Genomic DNA, 14,760 nt, shown 5'->3' with positions numbered 1-14,760 from the left:
AAACTCCTGTTCTCTTTTATTGTTCTGCCGTGAATTTTTGTTCTAGCTGCTCAAGCAGGGACGGCTCCCAGTCTGCCACCATCATCTGCAATCCCATCCTGAACAACATCCGGTACTGCTGCTGCGCAAGCTGTACCAGCCCCGCCTCTTCCATAAGCTGCGCGCCAAAATACTGCCGGTGAAACTGGTCGCGGGGTTCACCGGCGGGCAACGTATCCAGATACCGTAAGGCGGCTTCCAGCCCCTGTTCATCAAAACACAACCGCGCAGCCTGAATATCTTCATTACTCACCTGTATGACTGGCGCGGCCTGGTTACCTGGCTGAGTTGCAAGCCATTGCTTCGTTTTTTCAGAAACAAACGGTGTGTGGTCGTTAAACAGAAGATCAGCGAGCGCGGGCAGACGGCCAAGAAAGGAAACAACTTCATCGCGGATGGCATCGGCCACAGCGGTATAGCCAAGACGGTGCGCCGTCTGTGCGGAAATGCAGTGACCGTCCAGCCAGTAGGGTGCCAGCAATACGCTTTTTTCCACCTGCTGCCACAGCGCCATATCGGCACTACCGAGCTGAGCATGGTAATCAGCCACCATATCGGCAGAGACCGCAGCCAGTGGGGTACGTCCATCGCTTTCCGCCTGGGGCGTACTGGTGATGGATTGCCACAGGGCATGGCGACGCAGGCGATAGCCCTGCGGCGAGTCCGGCTGGCGTTCACATAAAATGGCCGCCACTTTTAACAGCGTGTCGCGCCAGGCTTTGTCGTCGTGACTGTCGATGGCGATCTGTGGAGCCGGAGCACTGGTTTGCGTCATGCTGCTTTCAGACGTGGCGGTGGTCTGTGGTGAACTACCGGAGGACGCCAGAACGGGGACAGGAGCCGGTGCCGCACGATTAAACGCACGCTGGTACAGGGCAAAAAGATCATCAGTAGCCTGTGCCAGTTCCGGGGCGTTATGTGACTGCCAGCACTGCGCCAGTTTCGCCAGTTCACCTAATAGTGCATCGCGCTGCGCTGTGGCGGCGTTCTTTGAAAAGCCTTCAATACCTGTTTCAAAACGTTTAATGATCTGGCTGGCAAAGCGTTTTTTATGCGCCATATTCTGCGGCGCGGCCACAGTCCAGTAATGTTCCACGTATAGCGCCAGCAGGCGCAGTGCCAGCAGTGGATCACCGGCATGTTGCAGGGTTCTGAGCAGGTGTGCCAGCAGACGAAAATCCTTACTCTCCGAAGCCAGAATGACCAGCCCCCGGCGCTGGAGTTCCGGGATATCCAGTTGGCTGTGGGCCAGTGAACCCAGTTTGACGATTTCGCCGTCGATATACTCCCAGTCCGGGTTGTCATCTTTCAGCGCCGATGCCAGTTTCTCTTCCGGCAGGTTTTCCAGCAGGTGCGATATCCAGACATTCGGATCGCGTAAGTCCATTGCCATATTTTTATTCTCCCGCCCAGTGGCAGGCATCGCGCAGGGGAGCAATCGCCCTTGCCAGCCCGTCAATGTTAAAGGTCAGCTTTCCGGCGGCGTTATCTGCGCCGGTATCCACCGTCAGCGTTTTTGCGCCGAACAGTTGCTTAATTTCATCAATCCCGGACAGCCCCCGGCTGGACTCCAGCAGGGTGCCGTTCTCGCGCACAAACCAGTGGCTGCGCAATACCCGGCTGTCGGCATTCAGGGTGACGGCGATATCATGGACATCCAGAGGGTGCACCAGCGCCACCTGCATCCGGGTGATATTGTCCACACAGCTGAACATCAGCACCGGGCGAGGCGGAACATGGCCGATAGCCGGGGTGGTTACCACCACCGTCGGGCGTTCTCCCGGCACCTGCGTCACCAGCAGCTCTGTGGTGTTGCCCTGGCGGCGTTTTTCCTGCTCTGTGGCGCGGGTCCAGGCCTCGCCCACAAAACCGGCTTTGACCAGCGCCCCGTCAAACCCTGACGGGGAAAGGGGGGCCAGCAGGCGGTCATAGCAGTCAAGCCGCTCCAGCGCCGCGGACTCCCGCCGACAGGACTGCATGGCCTGTAACGTGGCTGTCGCATCCGGCGGTGTCGCTGTGGCGACAGCTACTGCCACACCGGCCATTGACGATGTTTCTGCGGGCGCGGCACTGGCGGGTAAGCCCGCCATCAGGCCCGCAATAAACCATCCTGTCTGCCGGAAAACGCGCAACCTGCTCATAAAACCCTTTCATCCTCTGTGACGGACTCGTCGTCCTGAGCATCTTCCACGTCTGCCGTGAATGCACCGTCTGCCGCCGACAGACGGATGCGGGCAATCGCCGTGTTGGCCGCCATTTTCTGCAACAGCAACAGGGAGAGCGGCGGCAGCATGTCGCCGTCAATGACCGACTCGAGCATCCTCGCGCCGTTTTCCGCTCGGGTGACGCGGCTCATGATTTCGTCCGTCACTTCCGGCTCAATAATCACTTCCGCGCCAAAGCGGCTGCGCAGCACGTTATCCAGGCGGGCCAGTTTCCCGGCAATAATGGTGGCAAGGGTCTCTTTCGACAACGGCAGGAACGGCACCACTTCCATACGCGCCAGCAGGGCAGGTTTAAAGAAGTCCGCCAGCACCGGATAGAGGGCTTCCTGCATGGTTTCCGGGTCATCGGCATGTTCGACAATCACTTGGTAGCCGAGGTTGGAGGTGAGGAAGAAGACGATATTTTTACAGTCAATCAGGCGGCCTTCACCGTCTGCCATCTCGCCCTTGTCGAACGCCTGGTAGAACAGGTTGAGCACATCCGGGTGCGCTTTTTCCACTTCATCGAGGAGCACCACCGAGTAGGGTTTCTGGCGGATGGCTTCAGTCAGCACGCCGCCTTCGCCATAGCCGACATAGCCCGGAGGGGAGCCAATCAGCCGCGAGACGGTGTGTTTCTCCTGGAACTCGGACATATTGATGGTGGTCAGATACTGGCGACCGCCGTAGAGCAGTTCTGCCAGTTGCAGGACGGTTTCGGTTTTACCCACACCGCTGGGACCTGCCAGCAGGAACGCACCAAGCGGACGTCCCGGACGGCGCAGGTCGGTGCGCGCGGTCAGCAGGTGCTTATGCAGGCTGGCAATCGCCAGATCCTGGCCTTTGATGGTGTCACCAAGCCAAACCGGCAGGTCGGTGATGACCGACATTTCATTCTGCGACAGGCGGTTAAGCGGTACGCCGGTCCATTCTGCGATTACCGCCGCAATCTGTTTTTTATCGACGTGCGGGGAGACCAGCAACCGGTCGTTATGCAGGGCGTCCAGTTCGGCAGTAAGCTGTGCCAGCCGTTGTACCGGGGAAACTGTTTCAGCGGTCTCTTCCGGCTGTTCGCTGCCAGCTTTATCAGCCGGTTCGGCATCGGTATTATCCTGTTCTGCCTCAGACGGCGTATCCTCCGCGGCATCTGCGTCCGGCAACGACGCCGCATCGTCTTCTGCCATACCCAGTAACTGCTGGCGCAGCGCGATAATTTCCTGTACCCGCGTCTGTTGCTGATGCCAGGCGGCTTCCAGTTCGTCCAGCGCCGTCAGCGTTTCATCATACTGCACCAGCACCTCCGTCATCCGCGAGGTGTCGGTACGCAGCCCGATGCGAAGCTCGCGTTCAAGCTGGCGAATTTCCGCCTCCTGCTGGTGGCTCAGGGTGGTCAGCGCCGAGATTTGCTTTGGTGGCGATGACAGGTTGATTGCCACGCGGGCGCAGGCCGTATCCAGCACATCAATGGCTTTGTCCGGCAACTGACGTCCGGAGAGATAACGCTCGCTTAATGTCGCAGCGGCCTGCAAGGCATCATCGTCAATCAGGACGCCGTGAGACTGTTCATAGACCGCCGACAGACCACGCAGAATAATGGTGGCTTCGGCTGCGTTGGGTTCGCTGACCTTCACCAACTGGAAGCGGCGCGACAGGGCGGCATCTTTCTCGAAGTATTTTTTGTACTCGCTCCAGGTGGTGGCGGCGATGGTTTTCAGTTCGCCGCGCGCCAGCGCCGGTTTGAGCAGGTTGGAGATATCCAGCCCGCCCTGCTGGTTGCCAGCCCCAATCAGGGTATGCGCTTCGTCGATAAACAGAATGACCGGCACCGGGGAGGAAATGACCTCCGCCATCAGCCCCTTGAAGCGTTTTTCAAACTCGCCCTTCACCGATGCCCCGGCCTGCAATGCACCCAGGTCAAGGGTCATGATATCGGTGTTTTTCAGTTTGTCCGGCACCTGGCCTGCCACGATGCGCAGCGCCAGCCCTTCAATCAGCGCGCTTTTACCCACGCCTGCTTCGCCCACCACCACCGGGTTATTTTTACGGCGGCGGCAGAGAATGTCGATCATCAGGTCGATTTCGTGGTCGCGGCACAGTACCGGGTCAAGCCTGCCGTTACGGGCGTCTGCGGTCATGTTTTTGGCGTAGCGGGCAAGCAGGGTGTCAGCAGCGTCCGTCAGTGTGCCTGCGCCTTTACTGTCTGCATCCGGCACGACTGATTCCGCCGACTCCTGTGTCCACTGCACAAAGTCCTGTTGCAGACGGTCACGGTTAATGCCGGTCAACAGCCGGGCGGCAGCAGGCGGTATATAACGCAGCGGCGAATGCAGCAGGGCCAGCAGCAACACGCCGCCGCGCAGTTCGCTGTGCTGCATCTCAGCCGACGCCAGCAGCCAGCCCTCTTTCAGCCACTCAACCAGCATCGGGGAAAACGCCGGGTAGCTGTCCGCAGAACGGGCGGTTGTGTAGTTCTCCACCGTCAGTGCCTGGCGCAACTCTTCCATGCCAATATCGCCCTGGCGGGTAATAACCCGCAGGTCACTGCGTGGCATGGCGAGCATCTGAATAAGCACATGGCTGACGGTAATTTCCGCTGCCTGCTGGCTCATACATTCAGAGGCGGCCATCTCCAGCGCCTGGCGGGAGAACAGGTTAAGCCGTTTTACCAGCGTGGGAAGATCAATCTGGATCATAAACGTCCTTATCGAAGTAATTTGTTTAGCTGGTGCAGGATGTCCTGCGTCTGGCTGTCCAGCCGCAACAGATAGAACAGGTAAAACAACGCCAGCACGACAACGCCACCACAAAAAATATGTTTAATGGTCAGGCGACTGATGAGCTGATAACGCCCGCCCTGGGTTTTTTTGTCCTGGTGTAACAGCGGGAAAGGGGCATCGCCGCGCAGTTTATGCAGAACGTGGTACAGGCGGCGGTAGATCTGCTCAAATTCCCCCTGATCCTGTGCTGCCACTTTGTAGCGCCCGCGAAATCCCAGAGAAAAACAGAGCCAGAGAAATTCCAGCAGATCCTGGTAACGTTTGGGTTCACGGATCAGGCGCTCCAGCAGGATGAAAACTTTCTCGCCACCCCAGGCTTCGTTGTGGAAATGGACCAGCAATGACTGTTTGATCCACTCGTTCTTGTTCGACCAGCCGTTACCGAGCGCCGCTTCATCAATAAATGTGCAGAGGATGTAGCGAAACGAGATAATCACGCCCGGTTCGTAGCCCTGCTCCTGAAGCAGTTGCTCCACGGCCTGAACATCCGTCACCACTTGTGCAAAAAGATGCTCCGGCATCGTCTGGCTGTTCATGGTTGAAAGGCGCATCACCATACCGAGGAGCGGCGTGGCTGCGTCGATCATCGGATTCAGGCTGTTGCCACGAAGCGCGAGATGATAGTCGCGCTGGCTTTTTTCGTCGTATCCGGTAAATGGTGGCAGAGACAGTGACCCCTCATCCATCGTCTTACCCTCTTATCGCCCACAGTTGCATGTTCAGATCCGGGAAACTGCCGGATACATGCAGCGCAACGGCCCCGGCGGCAGCCATTTCTGTCCAGGCCTGTCCACTCTTGTCGAGTTCGAAATAGCTGAACCCGGAATGGTAAGGAAGCTGGCGGGGAGCCACCATCAGTGCGCGCAATGGAATGCCGGGGATCTGCACACTGACCATATTGCGGATTTTTTCCGGCGAGGAGATTTTCGACTGCTGGATAAACTGGCGCTGGATCTGATCGACCGGCATGTTTGCCGCCACGGCCAGCACAAAGGTGGCAGATTGCAGCAGTTCCGTGTCATGGATATCAGCCTGCCAGATGCCGTCACGCAGATGCAGCGGCAGATTGACGGCTCTGGGGGACAGTACGGTATGCAGCGCCCGTTTGACTTCCGGTAACAGCGTTTTAAATGTTTTGGTCAGGTCATGATGATCATACACATCAAGCGGGCAGGGCAGGCGCGACGGCTCGGTAAAGGTCATCAGTTCTCCCAGTAACCCGGCAAGATCAAGGTAGAAATCTTCCGGGTGGAGCTGGGAGCGGCGGGCGCGATGAGTAAACCGGGTCTGGTTACGGTTAAGTAACTGCAACATCATAAATTCCGCCACATCCGCGATGCCGCTCTGCGCCGGAGAGCCAATGCGGTTTGCCAGATCGCTTGCCCGTCCGCCAATGGCCCCCTGTACCTCTTTGAGATAAACACGCAGTTTCTTACTGACCTGAATATTCTGGCAGGAGGGGATAAAATCGTCATCCAGCGTCAGGGAGCCGTCGGCATGGCGATCGCTGATACGGCAAAGCGGGAGCGTAATATAGGCGCTCATATCTTCTGCACCGCTCATAATGCGCGGCGTTAGTTGACCCAGCGTCAGTGTTCGCGCGTCACCTTCTTCTGAATGCAGATCCCGGACATCGGCATAATTCAGCCGGTAACGCCCGATTCGCCGCCCGTCGCTGATTTCATTTCTCACATCACTGGCGACCGGCAGAGCAAGGTAAATATTGCGGCTTCTTTCGTCCGGAAAATTTTGCGGGTGCAGCGGATCGGGCAGTGCGTCCTGGTCGGGGATAGAAAAGACGGTGCCGTCGGGCAGTGTGCCTGACGCGCTGTCAATCATGATCTTACCCTGCGCCAGCAGTTCATTGTTGAGGGTGAGTTCGGTAAATCCCCAGGATAAATCATTCATGGCCCGGAAACGCTGGTTATCCAGGTAGTCGTTGTAACGCTGCTGTTGCTGGAAATGGTGTGGGCGCATCAGCATCCCTTCCTGCCACATCACCTTGTTGCGGGTGGTTGCCATAATTATTCATCCTCTTTTTTCATTTCGATGCTGCTTTGACGTACATGCACCAGCAGGCGGTAATGGTGGCCGGTTCCTTCCACCGTCTCGATTTGTTTCCATTCCGTGGCCTGGTCATCGGAGAAATAGGCCACGACACCAATAAACTGCGTTTTCTCATCCAGCTTTACCGGCGGCAGGGTTTTGATGGTGTCCGGCAACAGGTTGAAATCCTGGTGGTCGATATAGTTTTTACCCAGCACATCCGGTAGCGGCGTACTGGCTATCTGGTCATAGTCGGCTGCCAGCAATTTTGAGTCGTCAGTCAGGTACACCAGTTGCACATCCACGGCGGCTGATTCACCCTCCGCATTGGTATTGGTGTCCGGTTCGGTCAGCAGGGTGACGGTTATTTCCGAAGGTTGCTCCTTCAGGCTCCCGACCTGGATATCCGGGTTTTTGATCACCTCACTGATTTTTTTCGCCGTTTCGCAGCCGGTTAATATGACGCACATCAGCACGCAGGCCAGAAACGCCTTCCTGTTCATGCTTCCGGCTCCCGCTGTTTTTCACGAAGCACCCGGTCATAGACCTGGGCGTAGACCTCGTTAAACAGCATCTCAAACCCCTGCTGGCGATCAGAGGCCAGCTCTTCGTAATAATGGCTGTACATTTGCCATGCTCCGGCATCATCCAGCGGCTGGCGCAGTTCATGGCTGCGGCGGTACTGCACAAAGCGGCGCAGCAGATTTTGTGGTGAGAAGGCGTCCAGCAGGACACGAAGCGACTCCACAATCGCCGCCCGGTTAGCTTCTTCGTGGTGGCGGACATTGCGCAGGCTTTCACTGACAGCGGCGGGAGCCGCCAGATGTACCGGACTTTTACCTTCGGCAAACATCACGTCGAGCGCGGTGGCGTAATCCATGTTCAGGCGCAGCGGGTTATCTTCCAGCGGGCGCAAATGTTTGTCTGAGAGGCTGTTACGCTGCTGCTGCAAATCAAGCAGACCTTTTATTGCGGCCTGTAACGTGCGTCCGGCCTCCTCCAGAAAATCATCCGCATCGTCGGAATTGCTCACGGTAAGCGAGCCGCCAAGGCCGCGCAGTAAGGGGGTGACCGCAAGGTGGCGTTGCGCCATTTCTGCCACAGAGACGTCATCATTACGCTCGCCGGGGCTGGCATAAATGGGCGGCAGATCCATAAACGGCGTATTGATCCCCCCATTACTTGCCGGATCGGACAGCGGTGCCGATGGCCGGACAGCCGCAATGCCTGAAAGCGGATCGCCCGCGGTAATCAGGCTTTCGGACTGAAGTGCCTGGAGTGGATCGGCAGAAAAACCGTTTACCACGGTGTCTGCAAGCTGATGCCGGTGAGTCATTCCCGGATAGTGTGGCGCACCCTCCGTTGACAGCAGGGTATCCGTGAGCATATCGCGATTGGTGACGATGGTTTCGGGAGTGGCCATTTCCTCATCGTAATGGGGGATATCACCCCGGTTCAGATGAACCCTCACCATCAGACGCCCTATCTGGATCTCATCGCCCTGGCGCAGCTGTATCAGGTCTGATGTTGCTGTGACTTTTGCCTGGTTCAGCCACAGTTGTGCCGTCTGCGGGCGCAGACAAAATGTGCCATCGTGCAGTATAACGGTAAAGGCCTGAGCCGGAATGCTCTGCTGACGATCCTGTACCGACCAGTGGCATTCGGGGCCATGGCCGACATTTCCCTGCTGCGTGAACAGACAGCGCGCCGCCCGCCCGCTTTCCAGCTCACTGCCGTTAATGACCTGCAATGAAAGCGTCTGTAGTTTCTCTTCCGGCATATTCTGCTCCGTGATTATCATAATTTACGACCGTACCCTGATGGTGACTGAGGGTCGTTCTTCCGGTGTGCCGAGGAAGCTGGTCCAGCCCAGCAGCGCACTTTTGTTATCGCCCAGGCGCATTGCGCCCACCTGCTCCGGTGCCAGCCCCAGATGTAAGTCCCAGGCAAGCTGATCGCGCAGGATGAAGGACACAAACATCGTCAGTGGCAGGAAGTTTTCGCCGGACGGCAGAAAAGAGAGGAACTGTTTTCGGGTCAGGCTGGTAATACTGAGCTGAAATTTTCCGCTGAGATCGGGCACCCGTGTACCCAGAACAAAGTTGCCCAGTACCGATCTTCCGGCCAGTTTTTCGCCATTTTTAAGGGAATAGCTCCCCAGGCTGTTTTGCTGATCCGGTTCAATATCCACCTTGCGACGTTGCCAGTTTTGCAGCGTCACGTCTGACAAGTCAAAACAGTGGGACACCAGGCCGCAGATGATTTCCGGGGATCGTCCCGGATTTGCCAGGATCCCGGAATACGCCAGCATTTTGCTGTGATTAATCGCCAGCTTATCGCGAAGCTGGCGGTGGCCCAGCCCGACAAGGGAGTACATGCGCTGCGAGAACGCATCCACACCGCCGTTACGAAAACTGATGTGATAGCGGTACTTACGCCAGATATGCCAGACAAACTGGGTCAGGCGGTGGCTGAACATATCCAGAAAATCGCCTACCGGACTTTGTTCATGTACCGCTTTCCAGGCCAGGTGATCCAGGTAATAACCGGGGAGAGGCGACTGGCTCCCCTGTAACCCCATAAAGGTGGTGGTCATCCTGAATGCCCCTGACTTATCCCGTTTCAGCCCACTGATATCACTGCACGGGAAGGCAAGGCTGGCATCGGCGCTGAAACGCAGGGTTTCCTGTGCCGGATCATCGCGCAGGGATAATTCCGGTGTCCCCTTTTCACCCTGTGCCAGGCGGTGCAACAGCTCCGCCATCGCAAAAAAATTGTAAGAGCAGGCGTTATGGAAAACCTGTGCCAGCGGATCATTCTGCTCTTTATCTGCCGGGGGATGTCCCGGACTCAGATAAGAGGATGCTGCCCGGTTCTTTCCGTCCATTTCCATGTCTCCTGGCTTTCTGTGTTCACAACGGTCAGCATGTGGAATGAGTTAACGCTGGCGTACAGCGACAGAAAATGCGAAAGCACCGTACCGAGCAGATACATTTCCCCTTCACAGACAAACGGCTCCGGGTGCAGATACAGCGTGGAGGCCAGCCCCCGGACGGGAATACCCGTAAACAGGCGATCAACGGGGCGGGTCTCCAGACGCTCAATGGCATCCAGCTTTTGTTGTGACAGCCGCGCCGTCTGCGGATGATGGATTGCGTGGCGATCAAAGTTGGCGATGACCTGCTTCAGCGCGTCCGTATCTAGTAATGACAGATAATTCAGGTTCATGGCGGAGAGTAGGGACCAGTGCAGGCTGCCATCAATGACCGGCCAGAGTGGTTGCGTCGGGCGGGTAATGTTGCGAAATGAAGCAACAGCCGCATTTTTACCGGTTGTGCCGGTGATATCGCCGGAACGAATTTGTGACGGAAGCTCACGGTTGGTACAGGTCAGCGATACCGAAACTACTTCATTACTGAGCAGCGATTCGTCTGACGGATAACTGCCATCAGCATGTATAAAAGCAAGGGTATGATCAAAGCCGCGATGGAACAGGGATGTTTTGGTCCGGTGATGCCAGTACACCACTTCCCGCTTCCGGCTGTATTCCATCTGATGGCTGAAACTTTCAAAGGCAGGCCACTGGCGCGCGGCCTGCGTCGAAACAGGACGCCCCAGATCTTTTTTCCTGAACATATCCTGCACCTGGCTTATCACGCCGTTAACGGAAAAGACATCGTAATGTTCCGGATAGTGGCGGCTGGGAACCAGCGGATAGTCTGCCCGCCGGTTGTCCAGCGTGATGGCTTCTGCATGGTGGATAAATAAATTAATGGCAGGTGCGCAATACAGGCGCAGAGAATCGCGGCGCAGCCGGATGTCCACGGGCAATGGGCGCGAAAAACGCAGTTGCAGGGTAAAGAATTCCGCCTGCAATCCGTCAGGCAAAGCCGGACAACCACAAAGATCAAAAAAGAGAAACGCATCGGGGTAACAGAAATACTCCTGAAGGATCCGGTAGCCGCTGTGGACGTTTTTCGGCCAGGGCAGCATGGCATCCTGCGGCTCAAAACCGACAGCTTTTAGCATAAACTCAGGTAGGCGAATATGTTGTTCACCCACAGTCAGGTCGGCACCCTGCAAGTATTCGCAGAACCATAAATAAAGCTGGTCACGGGTATAGTTGTCGTCATTGCCGAGCCAGAAGCGAAGTTTGTTCAGATCCAGCGTGCGGAAGTCCGTTCCCGGTGCGACCGAAAAGGTGATGTTGATAACACCATTACGGGTCGTACTGCGGTTTTCAATCTGCTCCAGGCGAACGGGCAGCAGCCAGATATCCCGGCAGAGGGTGAAGGTACAGGGAGGCGGCTCCTCCTTTTTAGCATCAGAGGGCAGCACTTCATCAACTCTGATTTCCCCGGCGTTGGTTGTAAACTGCTCATTACGGGGGATTAACACCGGCACAGAAGACTTATCCATATCCGGCGTATATTCAATAAGGGTCATTGCCGGAACCGGACGCAGGTAATTAGGCCACAGCATCTTGATAAGCCCGTGCGTCAGTTCTGGGAATTCATCCTCAATTTTTTGACGGAGATTGCCGGTAAGAAAAGCCACGCCTTCCAGCAGGCGTTCAATATCCGGATCCGCATCTTTTTCGGCCAGGAAGCGGGCCAGATGGGGTTTTTCCGTTGCCAGCAGCTTGCTGAGCTGGCGCAGGTAATCGAGTTCTTCCCGGAAATAGCGTTCTTCAAATTCCATCTGTCAGTCCACCCGGTAATGCTGGCTGCCATTCGGTGCCATATCAAATTCAAGCACCTCATGCGTTTTGTTAAATGTCACCCAGGCTGTAATATGAAACGTCATATCCAGCGGGCTGGAGGCGGATGAAACCACTGCCTGCACTTCAGCGTGTGAGATCCGGGGTTCATAGCGTTCTATACATTGCTCGATGGCCCGACTCATGGATTCGCGGAAGTTTTCAGCCCCTTCCGGTTCATCAATGCCCAGCTCAGGCGCACCCCGGCAACTACCGGACCGGGTATTAAGAATATTTTGTAGGTTCTGGCGAATGGATTGCCTGAGCGAATGAATACTGCCTCCCTGCCGGTTTCTGGCCGAAGAGGCTTCCATACGCTCAAAAAGAGAACCTGTGGTTCTTTCCCGATCCGGTATCATGGTGTGTTACTCCCTGTCTAACCGGCCAACCAGGGAAAGCTCAAAATTTGCCCCCATAAATTTAAAATGAGGTCTCACGCTTAGCGCAACCTGGTACCAGCCGGGTTCGCCTTCTACATCCATAACCTCAACTTTGGCAGCGCGCAGAGGTTTGCGGCTGCGCACGTCTGCAGGCGGGTTTTCCTGGTCGGCAACATACTGACGGATCCAGGTATTAAGCTCTCTTTCTAAGTCGCTCCTTTCTTTCCATGACCCCAGTTGTTCACGCTGCAACACCTTGATGTAGTGCGCTAACCGATTGATGATGAAGAGATAAGGAAGCTGCGTACCCAGCTTATAGTTGGTTTCTGCATCTTTTCCCGGAAAGTGCTTCGGTTTTTGTACCGAGTTTGCAGAGAAAAAGGCTGCATTATCAGAGTCTTTACGCATGGTAAGGGTGATAAAACCCTCTTCAGCCAGTTCAAATTCGCGGCGATCGGTGACCAGCACCTCGGTTGGGATTTTGGCCTGAATCTGCCCCATCGTTTCGAACAGATGCACCGGCAGATCTTTCACTGCGCCGCCGCTTTGCGGACCGATAATGTTTGGACACCAGCGGTATTTGGCAAAACTGTCTGCGATATTGCATGCCAGCATCCAGGCCGTATTACCCCACAGATAATCTTCGTGGTTCTGGCTGACATCTTCGTAATAGTTAAAGTTCTTAACAGGGTTATCTGTTGGTGACCAGGGCTGGCGAAGCAGGAAGCGGGGTGCCGTAAGCCCTAAATAGCGCGAATCTTCCGAGTCACGCAGGGCGCGCCATTTGGTGTAGGCCGGACCTTCAAAGATGGCATAAAGATCTTTGATATTAGGCAGTTCGGTCCACGAGTTCAGCCCCATAAACTCCGGGGAAACGGAGGACAGGAACGGTGCGTGCGCCATTGCGCCCACGGCACTGACGTATTGCAGCAGTTTCATGTCAGGCGCGGTATTTTTGAACTCATAAGCGCCCAGCACGGCAGCGATGGGTTCACCGCCAAACTGTCCGAAACCGGACGAATAAACGTGCTTATAAAATCCGGACTGAATAATTTCTGGCGCAAACTCAAAGTCTTCCAGAAGTTCCTGCTTGGTGACATGAAGCACGTTGACCTTGATGTTTTCACGGAAATCAACGCGATCCACCATGGTTTTCAGTGAGCGCCAGAACGACTCGACCTGCTGAAAGGCAGGCGCATGGATGATGACATCCATCTGGCGGCTGATGCGTTCATCAATATCTGCAATCATGCTGTCCACGGCCAGTTTATTGACCGGTTCGGCAGATGCAGTGGATTGCAGGATGCTGGCAATAAAGGCTGTCACACCCTGGCGGGCAACGTCATAACCTTCCGAACCGGGCTGAATACGGGTCTGTGCCATGATTTGATCAAGCAGCGACGATGCCTGCTCAGGCTGCCCGGCATGACTGGAAACGAGTTCCTCTTCCTGTAAAGACATACTGAAAATCCTTCTGTTTTAGCTGTGTTTCTGAAACCGGCTTTTCGCCGTCAGTGAAGTACGCGCTGCAAGTGCGACGCGCTCTGCTGAAACTCACAAAAATGGATAATCTCATCCAATAGATCACTGATACGGCGATCCAGTGTTGTAATCAGCGCAGCCACACCATCCTGGTTGATTTCAACGGACGGGCTGAAACATACCTGGTAAACCACCTGCAGAATGTCTGCAACAGAGAGGTGGTATGTCCCGGAGATATTTTTGTGTGCCGTCATGCCTGGATAACCCTGTTTAATGAAATAGTGATGGTTATTTATTGCTCATCTGGCCGATTTCTTTGAGCAACTGCTCGCGGGACTCTTCATTTTCCAGCAATGCCTGGAGCTGGGTACGGAATGCCGGAAGGTTACCCATCGGCCCCTTCAGTGCAGTCAGTGCTTCACGCAGTTCCAGCAATTTATTCACTTCCGGAACCTGCCGGGCCACGCTATCTGGTGAAAAATCATCCAGTGACTTGATATTCAGCGCCACATTCAGTTCATCGTCCGTTGTGCTTCCCTTCAGCGTGGCGGGGACGGTAAAATTGAGGCCAATGGCTGCTTCAGCCATCACTGCACCGAAATTGTGCTTGTTAACGGAAACTGCCTGACGTTCATCCAGTGAGGATGTTTCCTGCGTATTTCCGGTATCGCCGACAACGAGCATGTTAAGCGGAAGTTCCACTTCAGCCGTCTGGCCATCTGTTTTTGGGACATACGATATATTAATACGCTCGCGAGGCGCGACGCTGCCTTCAAATTTTTTGCTCATAAAAGTGATCCGTCATGTTATCTCGTACAGGCCATGAACACGGCATATTTGTACCGCAAAAAATATCGGAAATGCCGCCTTGATGGCGGTGAAAATAAAATCACCACTCCTTCATCACCCCGCATTTTACGCTTCAAAATAAATAAGAAAAGGACTTTTTATCGATCGTAAAGAGGGGTATTCTGCAAGCGTTAAATAGATTGTGTGAACCTGTGCAATTCGCGTCAGGTGTATTATGGCAATAATTTAAATATAGAGTTTTTATGTATCTTATTGAATTATAT

At 55.2% G+C, this 14,760-nt stretch carries 13 protein-coding genes; all 13 read right to left on the bottom strand.

The window, feature by feature from the left end:
• Positions 1 to 16: 16 nt before the first annotated feature.
• Genes tssA through tssB form a run of 13 tightly spaced genes read right to left on the bottom strand, consistent with a single transcriptional unit; the run spans position 17 to position 14,476 of the window.
• Positions 17 to 1,432, bottom strand: coding sequence for a type VI secretion system protein TssA (tssA, locus tag BEB42_RS24415; protein ID WP_001240520.1), 1,416 nt, complete (start codon positions 1,430 to 1,432; stop codon positions 17 to 19).
• Between the two features lie 4 nt (positions 1,433 to 1,436).
• The gene (gene vasI, locus BEB42_RS24410) at positions 1,437 to 2,180 is read right to left on the bottom strand and encodes a type VI secretion system-associated protein VasI (RefSeq protein WP_000088849.1); all 744 of its coding nucleotides are present in this window, start codon (positions 2,178 to 2,180) and stop codon (positions 1,437 to 1,439) included.
• Positions 2,177 to 4,936, bottom strand: a complete 2,760-nt coding sequence (gene tssH / locus BEB42_RS24405; protein WP_105267588.1) for a type VI secretion system ATPase TssH — start codon at positions 4,934 to 4,936, stop codon at positions 2,177 to 2,179. The genes vasI and tssH overlap by 4 nt, the downstream gene beginning before the upstream one ends.
• An 8-nt stretch (positions 4,937 to 4,944) precedes the next feature.
• Positions 4,945 to 5,706: a type IVB secretion system protein IcmH/DotU gene (gene icmH, locus BEB42_RS24400; RefSeq protein WP_000343298.1), complete on the bottom strand. Its 762-nt coding sequence runs from the start codon at positions 5,704 to 5,706 to the stop codon at positions 4,945 to 4,947.
• A gap of 4 nt (positions 5,707 to 5,710) precedes the next feature.
• Complete coding sequence (gene tssK, locus BEB42_RS24395; protein ID WP_000246435.1) at positions 5,711 to 7,042, bottom strand: type VI secretion system baseplate subunit TssK; 1,332 nt, start codon at positions 7,040 to 7,042, stop codon at positions 5,711 to 5,713.
• A gap of 2 nt (positions 7,043 to 7,044) precedes the next feature.
• On the bottom strand, positions 7,045 to 7,569 hold the full coding sequence (gene tssJ / locus BEB42_RS24390; protein ID WP_001080149.1) for a type VI secretion system lipoprotein TssJ: 525 nt from the start codon (positions 7,567 to 7,569) through the stop codon (positions 7,045 to 7,047).
• Positions 7,566 to 8,846 carry a type VI secretion system-associated FHA domain protein TagH gene (gene tagH, locus BEB42_RS24385; RefSeq protein ID WP_001113710.1) on the bottom strand — a complete coding sequence of 427 codons (1,281 nt, stop codon included), beginning with the start codon at positions 8,844 to 8,846 and terminating at the stop codon, positions 7,566 to 7,568. Before tagH ends, tssJ begins: the two co-directional genes overlap by 4 nt.
• Positions 8,847 to 8,870: 24 nt before the next feature.
• On the bottom strand, positions 8,871 to 9,953 hold the full coding sequence (gene tssG / locus BEB42_RS24380; protein WP_000348784.1) for a type VI secretion system baseplate subunit TssG: 1,083 nt from the start codon (positions 9,951 to 9,953) through the stop codon (positions 8,871 to 8,873).
• A complete protein-coding gene (gene tssF / locus BEB42_RS24375; RefSeq protein ID WP_074500693.1) occupies positions 9,917 to 11,767 on the bottom strand; it encodes a type VI secretion system baseplate subunit TssF in 1,851 nt (616 codons plus the stop codon). The genes tssG and tssF overlap by 37 nt, the downstream gene beginning before the upstream one ends.
• Before the next feature lie 3 nt (positions 11,768 to 11,770).
• Positions 11,771 to 12,184: a type VI secretion system baseplate subunit TssE gene (tssE, locus tag BEB42_RS24370; protein ID WP_000611739.1), complete on the bottom strand. Its 414-nt coding sequence runs from the start codon at positions 12,182 to 12,184 to the stop codon at positions 11,771 to 11,773.
• A 6-nt stretch (positions 12,185 to 12,190) separates the two neighbouring features.
• On the bottom strand, positions 12,191 to 13,666 hold the full coding sequence (gene tssC / locus BEB42_RS24365; RefSeq protein ID WP_000056974.1) for a type VI secretion system contractile sheath large subunit: 1,476 nt from the start codon (positions 13,664 to 13,666) through the stop codon (positions 12,191 to 12,193).
• 50 nt (positions 13,667 to 13,716) lie between these two features.
• Positions 13,717 to 13,941 (bottom strand): hypothetical protein, encoded by a 225-nt coding sequence (locus BEB42_RS24360; protein ID WP_000123969.1) that lies wholly within the window; start codon positions 13,939 to 13,941, stop codon positions 13,717 to 13,719.
• Between the two features lie 34 nt (positions 13,942 to 13,975).
• On the bottom strand, positions 13,976 to 14,476 hold the full coding sequence (gene tssB / locus BEB42_RS24355; protein ID WP_000037396.1) for a type VI secretion system contractile sheath small subunit: 501 nt from the start codon (positions 14,474 to 14,476) through the stop codon (positions 13,976 to 13,978).
• Positions 14,477 to 14,760 lie beyond the last annotated feature (284 nt).

This window comes from Escherichia sp. MOD1-EC5990 (genome assembly GCF_002965285.1).
In the GTDB taxonomy this organism is placed as follows: Bacteria; Pseudomonadota; Gammaproteobacteria; order Enterobacterales; family Enterobacteriaceae; genus Escherichia; species Escherichia coli_F.
Note: the sequence above shows the minus strand (reverse complement) of the source record. Positions and strands in the feature narration are given on the sequence as shown.